This window comes from Shewanella profunda, from assembly GCF_023283765.1.
GTDB classification, from domain to species: Bacteria; Pseudomonadota; Gammaproteobacteria; order Enterobacterales; family Shewanellaceae; genus Shewanella; species Shewanella profunda.
The window spans coordinates 49,607-58,240 of record NZ_JAKILG010000029.1; the positions used below are offsets into that span (position 1 = coordinate 49,607).

At 44.9% G+C, this 8,634-nt stretch carries 5 protein-coding genes; 4 read left to right on the forward strand and 1 reads right to left on the reverse strand.

What is annotated here, in order from left to right; translation table 11 throughout:
• Positions 1 to 19: 19 nt before the first annotated feature.
• Positions 20 to 946 carry an LpxL/LpxP family Kdo(2)-lipid IV(A) lauroyl/palmitoleoyl acyltransferase gene (locus L2744_RS13985; protein WP_248992487.1) on the forward strand — a complete coding sequence of 309 codons (927 nt, stop codon included), beginning with the start codon at positions 20 to 22 and terminating at the stop codon, positions 944 to 946.
• A 67-nt stretch (positions 947 to 1,013) separates the two neighbouring features.
• Here the strand turns inward: L2744_RS13985 and L2744_RS13990 are convergent, their stop codons facing one another.
• Positions 1,014 to 2,738: a potassium/proton antiporter gene (locus L2744_RS13990; protein ID WP_248992488.1), complete on the reverse strand. Its 1,725-nt coding sequence runs from the start codon at positions 2,736 to 2,738 to the stop codon at positions 1,014 to 1,016.
• A gap of 619 nt (positions 2,739 to 3,357) precedes the next feature.
• Here L2744_RS13990 and L2744_RS13995 point away from each other — a divergent pair.
• From L2744_RS13995 to L2744_RS14005, 3 genes are all read left to right on the forward strand, one after another.
• Positions 3,358 to 5,643 (forward strand): nitric-oxide reductase large subunit, encoded by a 2,286-nt coding sequence (locus tag L2744_RS13995; protein WP_248992489.1) that lies wholly within the window; start codon positions 3,358 to 3,360, stop codon positions 5,641 to 5,643.
• A gap of 207 nt (positions 5,644 to 5,850) precedes the next feature.
• Positions 5,851 to 7,404 carry a nitric oxide reductase transcriptional regulator NorR gene (gene norR, locus L2744_RS14000; protein ID WP_248992490.1) on the forward strand — a complete coding sequence of 518 codons (1,554 nt, stop codon included), beginning with the start codon at positions 5,851 to 5,853 and terminating at the stop codon, positions 7,402 to 7,404.
• Positions 7,405 to 7,575: 171 nt separating this feature from the next.
• Positions 7,576 to 8,490 (forward strand): L,D-transpeptidase family protein, encoded by a 915-nt coding sequence (locus L2744_RS14005; protein ID WP_248992491.1) that lies wholly within the window; start codon positions 7,576 to 7,578, stop codon positions 8,488 to 8,490.
• Positions 8,491 to 8,634 lie beyond the last annotated feature (144 nt).

Sequence of the window (8,634 nt, forward strand, 5' to 3'; positions counted from 1 at the left end):
AAAAGTAGTGAGTATTTTTGTGGTCGAGAAAGCCGAATTTTCATCTTCTTTATATCATCCTAAGCATTGGCCCATGTGGTTTGGCGTATTTTTGATGCGTTTAACTCAGTTTCTACCCCTCTCTTGGCAGACGAAACTGGGTAAAGGCTTAGGTCGCTTAGTGATGGTCTTTGCCGCTGGCCGCACCCATACCGCACGCCGCAACTTAACCCTTTGTTTCCCCGATATGCCTGAGGCTGAACGGGAAAATCTACTCAAACGTAACTTTGAAGAAACGGGCAAAGCGGTTTTCGATACCATCAATGCTTGGTGGTGGTCCGATGAAAAAGTGCAACAACACATGAGCATCAAAGGCAAAGAACATGTGCAAGATACGCTCAATGCCGGCCACGGAGTTATCCTCTTCGCGGTGCATTGTTTACCGTTAGAAATGGGCGCACGTATCTTCGGCCAATTCCAGCCCGGTGTTGGAATTTATCGACCACACAATAATCCGGTGATGGAATACCTGCAGGTCAAAGGCCGTTTACGCTCGAATAAAGGCCTAGTCTCTAAACGGGATTTACGCCAAATGGTGCGCTGCCTACGTAATCCCGATGTGATTTGGTACACAGCCGATCAAGACTTTGGCCGCTCAAGCGCCGTATTTATTCCCTTCTATGCCATGCCAGATGCGGCAACCATTACGGGTGCCTCCACTTTAGCTAAGCTCGGCAAAGCCAAAGTATTGCCCTTTTTTGTGGAACGTACCGCTGGTGATGAAGGATATCGGATTGAAATCATGTCACCACTAGATAATTTCCCCGGTGAAGATGAACAGGCCGATGCGATTCGCGGCAACAAGATTATCGAATCGATCATAGATAAGAACCGCGCTCAATATATGTGGTTACATCGACGCTTTAAGACCCGTCCAGATCCTACTGACAAGTCTGTATATCAGTAGTTTAATCGTGTTTCGCTAATAAAAATGCCAGCTCGATTGCTGGCATTTTTTGCAAATCCACAGGATGCTAGGTTTCTGTAGGTAGACGAATCCCCACATTGGTCACTTTACCCTCATGCAGCCCTGCAACGACCCAATGCAAAGATTGCCACTGGAAATGATCCCCAATTACCGGATGTGTGCCAAGCTCTGATACCACAAGATCTGCCACAGTCATCTCGGTAGAATTCTCATCCAAGCTCAAACCATAGATAGGCGCAAGGTCGGCCAATTTGACATCTGTCTCAATAAAGAAATCACCGAAGAAACGAGGCACTTCCTTAGTCTCAGGCGCTTGGCTAAAGAGATTGCTTAGATCTTCTAAACTTCGTTCCTGCCCGAGAACACACAGTATATCTCCGGCTTCTAAGCAAGTACTTCCAGAGGGATGCAACAGTTTATCCCCCCTAAAAACGGCCGCAATCCTCGTTCCATCAGGCATAGATAACCGCTTTAAGGGTTCACCAATACACCATTTATTTTCGCTCAAACGATAAACAAACACCTCCCATTCACTACTCGGATAAATCTCAACACCCGAGCGTGAAATGGGCAGCGGCTTTGGGGGTAATTCGACCTTTGCCAAACGTGCGGCAGTGGTTAATGAAGCCCCTTGAACGAGTAGCGAGACTAACACTACGAAGAAGGCTAAATTGAAATACAACTGAGCCCCAGGTAAGCCCGCCATCATAGGAAATACCGCTAAAATAATCGGCACGGCGCCGCGAAGTCCGACCCAAGAAATAAACCAACGGTCGCGGCTGCTAAAACTCTTAAAGGGCAATAAACTCAACCACACCGCCAGTGGGCGGGCAAATAAGATCATCCCAAATGCCAAGGCAAAACCTGGGAGCAAAATATCAAATAACTCCGAGGGTGTAAGTAGCAAGCCTAATACAAGGAACATACCGATTTGGCTGACCCAAGTCATACCATCGAGTACGTTTAAAATGGAATGACGACCACGGGTAGGTTTATTACCGAGGAATAACCCGACTAAGTAAATCGATAAAATACCGCTACCGCCCAATTTATTAGATGCGGCATAAATAATAAGTCCACCACTTAGCACTAAAATCGAGTAAAGCCCCTCGGCGAGCTTACTTAAATTGACTAATTTCCACAGCATCCATCCACCGCCTAGACCTAAGCAGATCCCCAGACCAAATTGCTTAATAAAACTTATAAGCATAAAGCTGAAGGAAAGCTCAGAGTCCACATTGGCGAGAATTGCAATCAAAGTGACGGTTAAAAACACCGCCATAGGATCGTTACTGCCGGACTCAATTTCTAAGGTAGCCCCTACCCGCTCGTTGAGACTACGTCCTTTAAGCAGGGAGAATACCGCAGCAGCATCGGTAGAACCCACAATGGCACCCACAAGTAAACCTTGCAGCCAATGCAAATCAAACAACCACGCCGCCATCAAGCCAGTAATACTCGTGGTAATCGCAACGCCAAAGGTGGCTAACGATAATGCGGGCCATAGCGCAACCCTAAAACTGGCGACACGGGTACGCATACCGCCGTCAAGTAAGATAATCGCGAGGGCTAAGTTACTGACTAAATAAGCAGTCGAATAATCATCAAATAAGATACCACCGAGGCCATCCTCCCCGGCCAAAATACCTACTGCAAGGAATATCAATAAAATAGGGATACCTAAACGGGAGGACATAGGACTAAGCAAAACACTCACTGCAGCAAGCAAGGCACCGATCAGAAAAAAATTATTGATGGAATCTGCATCCACACATGCCTCCTTAAATACAGGTTGTTTAGTTAAACGATAGATAAATCACCGAGGTTAAAAATGACTCAACTGACAATTTTTGTGATTTTATATTAGCACAACGGCACCGAATTATTGGAGTGTTAAATATTAAATTTCAATCATCTACAGGCAAATAGCGCTAATCGTAACTTTGTATTAGCTTTTGTATAAAAACCAATAAAAACACCAAATCTACGATAACATCAACAACCCAACAAATTAAAACTAAAAACATTAAATATCAAACAATTAAAAAATACAATGTCAATTAAAACTCAGCTATTCGACGCAAAAACTAGACAATAACCCTATAGAAACACCTACATAATCTAAGAATCAGTACAAAGTACAACAACACCAATAAAAATAGCGAGTTATAAGATAAAAATCTAAAGACGATTTGTTTTAAGGACATAGCTCATCTTGTAGTGTCATAAAAACAATGAATGTCATTATGACACCTAATAACGCTATCAAAAAGACAATAATCATAATGTAAAATTAAAATAATACCTTAATTTCAACGAGATAAATATTGGCACGTTTCGAGCTATAGCTAATACAAAGGTATCAAAATGACGTTGTATTAAGGGGATTTATGAGCAAACAAAAACTCACAGTAATTGCACTATTATTAGTGCTAATTGCTTCATTTACGGTACTGCTTAGCATAGGCAGTGAAATTTATCGGGAAAAACCACCCATTCCAACAGCCTTCACCGATGCCAGCGGGAACACCGTCTTTAGTGAACAAGATATAGAACAAGGCCAATTAGTATGGCGGTCTATGGGAGGTCATCAACTGGGCTCCATTTGGGGACATGGTTCTTACGTCGCCCCAGATTGGACGGCGGATTGGTTACATAAAGAAGCCGAAGCTTGGCTCGATATCAGTGCGAAGGAGCAATACCAACAACCCTTTGAACAATTAACCAATCCTGTAAAGGCAGGCTTAGAACAAGCACTGAGGGACGATTTACGTCGCAATACTGTAGAACAGCAGGTCGATGGTACTAGCATTATCAGATTATCTACAACACGAGTTGCAGCCATCAGTAGAGTCAGTCAGCATTACCTTTCGCTGTTTGGTAGCGATCCTGAACTCAGATCCCTACGCGAACAATACGCAATGAAAGAAGGCACAGTGCCCGACATCACTCGCCGTGAGCAACTCAATGCCTTTCTTTTCTGGGGCGCATGGGCCGCGATAACAGAACGTCCTGATGCTTCATATACTTATACAAATAACTGGCCCTTTGATCCGCAGCTAGGCAATACGCCAACCTCGGATAACATTGTTTGGTCAATTCTGAGTATCATCACCTTAATCGCTGGGATTGGCGCATTAATCTGGCATCACGCCAGTGGTAAGCACGAAAGTCTACCTAAACCCGCCGAGCACGATCCGCTATTCATGGCTAAACCTACCGCCTCACAAAAAGCGGTTGGTAAATATTTTATTACCGCGATTGGGCTCTTTTTACTACAAATTTTACTCGGCGGTATTACCGCCCACTATGCGGTAGAAGGACAGGAATTCTATGGTTTACCCATTTCAGAAATTCTACCCTACTCTGTCACTCGTACTTGGCATACTCAATTAGCGGTATTCTGGATTGCTACGGCTTGGCTAGGAACAGGATTATATATTGCCCCAGCATTATCCGGTCATGAGCCTAAATACCAACGCCTTGGTGTTAACGTGCTATGGGTTGCCTTAGTCGTGATTGTGCTCGGTTCCATGGCTGGCGAGTGGATGGGAGTACAACAGTACTTCGACCTCGATATGAATTTCCTTTTCGGCCATCAAGGCTATGAATACATAGATTTAGGCCGTGTATGGCAAATACTGCTGTTAATTGGACTATTAATTTGGTTAGCCCTAGTCACTGCAGCAATGAAACCTGCGCTCAAAGTCCAAAGTGAAATGCGACCCGTTATATGGGTACTTTACGCCTCCTGCGTCGCTATTGGATTATTCTATGGCGCAGGTCTTTTTATGGGTAAACACTCTAACCTCGCGATTGCCGAATACTGGCGTTGGTGGGTGGTGCATTTGTGGGTCGAAGGCTTCTTTGAAACCTTCGCAACAGCCGTTATCGCTTTGATGTTAGTTCGCCTAGGCTTGATACGCGGTCGCAGCGCCAACAGTGCCGTACTTTTTACCACTGTGATCTTTTTAACTGGCGGATTAATTGGCACCTTACACCACTTATATTTTACCGGTACGCCAACATCCGTTATTGCTTGGGGTGCGATTTTCTCCGCATTAGAAGTAGTCCCATTAGCCATTATTGGTTTTGAGGCAATGGAAACATATCGTCTACGCAAAGCCAGCCACTGGATGCAAAGATATCATTGGGCGATTATGTTCTTTGTCGCCACTGCATTTTGGAATTTAGTCGGTGCTGGCATACTGGGGTTTCTTATCAATCCACCTATCGCCCTCTATTACATACAAGGCTTAAACACAACGGCCACCCACGCTCATGCGGCTTTTATGGGAGTATATGGCATGTTAGGTATGGGCTTGATGCTCTTCTGTTTACGCGGATTAACAGGCAAGATGCAATGGAATGAAAAAATGCTAAAGGGCGCCTTCTGGAGCCTCAATATAGGGCTTGCTGCTATGGTCTTTATGTCACTGTTACCTGTGGGGATTACGCAATTTTTCGCCGTAATCGACCATGGTTATTGGTATGCTCGCTCGCCTGAAGTCATCCACAGTCCATTGGTAGAAAGACTCGTATGGATGCGAATGTTTGGTGACGTTATCTTCAGTGTCGGCGGTTTGTTGATGGGAACATTCCTGTTCGATCTGATTAAAAAAGCACTGAATAAAACACCGCAAGTTCAGCATGAATTACTCGAACCCAATCGCTAACATCCTATTTAAACCAGTCCAAGGCATCGTTTGCGGTGCCTTGGATTTAGCTAACCACAGTGGGTCTAGCCACCACGTATCAAACCGTATTTCATTGACTCATTTACATAATAACTCAACTTAGAAGTTCAAAGCAGACTGGTATTGTCTAAACTACCTGTGTCAATATCACAATTATTTACGTTCACTGAATACACTGGAGTTTGTATGGCATTAAGTCAAACCGATCTGACCCGTATTGCCCTTGATATCACTTCAGGTTTAGGTCATAGGGATCGTTTCTCGCGTTTACTGGATACCGTAAGACAAAATCTCCACTGTAACGCCGCAGCACTGCTCACTTTCCATGGACAATACTTTACGCCACTCGCCATCAATGGCTTAAATGACGATGTGCTCGGTAGACGGTTTATCCTCAGTGAACACCCAAGGCTTGAAGCCATTGCAAGGGCGGGTGATATAGTGCGTTTCCCCGCAGACAGTGAGCTGCCCGATCCCTATGACGGTTTAATCCCGAATCGAGCCGACCAACTAAAAGTACACGCCTGCATTGGCCTGCCGCTATTTTCCGATGAACGCCTTATCGGTGCAGTCACTATCGATGCGTTTGATCCGCTGCAATTTGATCAATTTAGCAATACCGAGCTACGCAGTTTAAGTGCTATCGCGGCGGCTTCTTTAAGTAATGCGCTACTGGTAGAAAAACTCGAGCGTTTGGCCCTTAATAGCCACGCCACCCATACTGAGGAAAATGGTCCAAACTTGAATACGGATGGCGAACTTATTGGTCATTCTCCCATCATACAAAGTCTAAATCGGGAGATTGAAGTCGTTGCCCACAGTGATCTCAATGTATTAATCCTAGGGGAAACAGGTACAGGCAAAGAATTAGTCGCCCAAGCGATACATCAAAAATCGGCAAGAGGGACTAAAGCCTTAGTCTACCTAAATTGTGCAGCACTACCCGAGTCGGTCGCAGAGAGTGAACTCTTTGGACATGTAAAAGGCGCCTTTACTGGCGCAATAAGCCATCGCAGTGGCAAATTCGAAACGGCAGATAAGGGCACTCTATTTTTAGATGAAATCGGCGAATTGCCACTCACGCTACAAGCAAAATTACTGCGAGTATTACAATATGGTGATCTACAAAGAGTAGGAGACGATCGCAGTCTAAAAGTCGATGTACGGATTATTGCCGCCACCAACAAAGTACTCAAAACCGAAGTGCTAGAGGGACGCTTTAGAGCCGATCTCTACCACAGATTGAGCGTATTCCCGCTATTAGTACCACCACTACGGGAACGTGGACAGGATATCACGCTATTAAGTGGTTTCTTTGCCGAGCGTTACAGGCAAAAGCTTGGGATGAAACAAATCAACTTTAGTCCCACCAGCTTATTACTACTCAACCAATACACTTGGCCTGGTAATGTACGTGAGTTAGAACATGCAATTCACAGGGCAACAGTTCTGGCTCGCGTATCCGCCGAAAACGGCTGCTGCACAATTGAGCCGCAGCATTTTGACTTACCACTCAAACTCAACCCCCTCGAAACGAGCCAATCAATAGCGACTAGCGATGCGTCCGCACGAGAAACGAGGGAATTTTTAAACTTAACGCTTGCGACTGAGTCATTTCAGAGCGACTACATTAAGCGCGTCTTTGCAACGCAAAATAATAATTGGGCCGCCACGGCGAGGGTATTAGGAGTCGATCCGGGCAATCTACACCGCTTAGCCAAACGTTTAAAGTTAAAATAAGCGATAAATACACTGTACGGATCAGATTTCAGTTGAAATAATGTTCAAAATAAGGAAGGATGCGAGCTTCGCGCGCCAGAGCATATTGCCCGTCAATTTGCCGCTCTATTTTAGGTAGAAAAAGCAGCGTTAAACACGCTTTTTTATTAACAGGAATCGTAGTATCCGCTTATGAGTATGCTTCGCACCACAGCTATATTATTGACTTTGGTTTTCCCAAGTCTCTCCGCTTTAGCAACGGAATACCCTTTACCGGCTTCTCCAAGTCGGTTAGTTGGCGAGAACCATTATTACACTGTGCCAGAGGGTAAACACACCCTAGAAGATATCGCGGCTCAATTCCAACTTGGTCTAAGTAACTTGATGGAAGCCAATCCCGGTGTCGATCCATTCTTACCTAGACCCGGTAGCCAGCTTTTAATTCCACACCAATTAATTCTGCCAAATGCCCCACGTGAAGGCATAGTGATTAACGTGGCGGAAATGCGCTTGTATTACTATCCAAAGGGTAAAAAGACCGTTGAAGTGCTCCCTATCGGTATTGGACAAATTGGCAAAGATACACCAGAAAACTGGGTAACCAGCGTTCAACGTAAACGGGCAAATCCCACTTGGACACCTACGCCGCGGATCCGTAAAGAATACGCCGCTAAAGGTGAAATTCTGCCAGCAGTATGGCCAGCGGGCCCTGATAACCCAATGGGGTTATATGCACTCTATATTGGCAACCTGTATGCTATCCATGGTACCAACGCCAGCTTTGGTATTGGTTTACGTGTGAGCCAAGGATGTGTGCGGTTACGCCATGAAGATATCGAACATTTATTTAAAACCGTGCCCGTTGGAACTCGTGTGCAATTTGTGAATCAACCGATTAAAGCCACCGAAGAGCCAGACGGTAAACGCTATTTAGCGGTACATCAGCCACTGTCGCGTACCATTGCAGAATTTGAATCAAATGAACCTGTTGCCATCTCATTGCCAAAGGATATTGTCAAATTTATCGCTAAGGCAGATACCGATTCTTCTGTGATCAAAAAACTGCTTGATGAACGTACTGGCGTGCCCACAATTATCAACCAGTAATCATCTTGGCATAGTCAAAAAAATACCCGCTACTGCCTGTCTCTTATACACAAATCCCCCGATAAATTCGGGGGATTTTTTTGAACTCGCGCTGATGTTGTTGATCTGATCTACAAAACAACTTTAGGCGCACGCTATGAATTT

Coding starts and splice junctions, on each gene's coding strand:
- L2744_RS13995 (WP_248992489.1), top strand. CDS start 3,358: ATGAGCAAACAAAAACTCACAGTAATTGCACTATTATTAGTGCTAATT.
- L2744_RS14005 (WP_248992491.1), top strand. CDS start 7,576: ATGAGTATGCTTCGCACCACAGCTATATTATTGACTTTGGTTTTCCCA.
- norR (WP_248992490.1), top strand. CDS start 5,851: ATGGCATTAAGTCAAACCGATCTGACCCGTATTGCCCTTGATATCACT.